Raw genomic sequence first — 385 nt, forward strand, 5'->3', positions numbered from 1 at the left:
GATGAACTCCAAGAACGATGGCAGGGCTCCGAGCGTCGTCGACGCGGACGGTCGCGTTACCCCGCTGACGGCGATCCGCGCGATGGCGACGGCCATGCGGCGGATCGCCGGAGCCTGGTCACTCACGCCCGACGAGGCGGCGCGGCTGCTCGATGTTCCGGATGTAGTCTGGGCCCGCGTTGCAGCCGGATCCTACGAAGAGCTGTTCGAGGCCGGACAGGTCAAGCGGGCCGGTCTGCTTGTCGCCCTTCACGAAGACGGTCATCGAGCGTTCGATGGACCCCTTGCGACAACGTGGGTCATGCGGCCGAACACCGGACCGGACTTCGGTGGACGCCGACCCGTCGATCTGGTGCTGGATGACGGGATCGAAGGTATGCGGTTC

General features: G+C 66.5%; 1 protein-coding gene. It reads left to right on the forward strand.

All coding sequences use genetic code 11. The features are described from left to right. Positions 1-94: 94 nt before the first annotated feature. Positions 95-385 (forward strand): antitoxin Xre/MbcA/ParS toxin-binding domain-containing protein (locus Q1B08_RS21750; RefSeq protein WP_299823537.1); only part of this gene is annotated, 291 nt, incomplete at its 3' end.

The organism is uncultured Jannaschia sp., assembly GCF_947494025.1.
GTDB lineage: Bacteria > Pseudomonadota > Alphaproteobacteria > Rhodobacterales > Rhodobacteraceae > Jannaschia.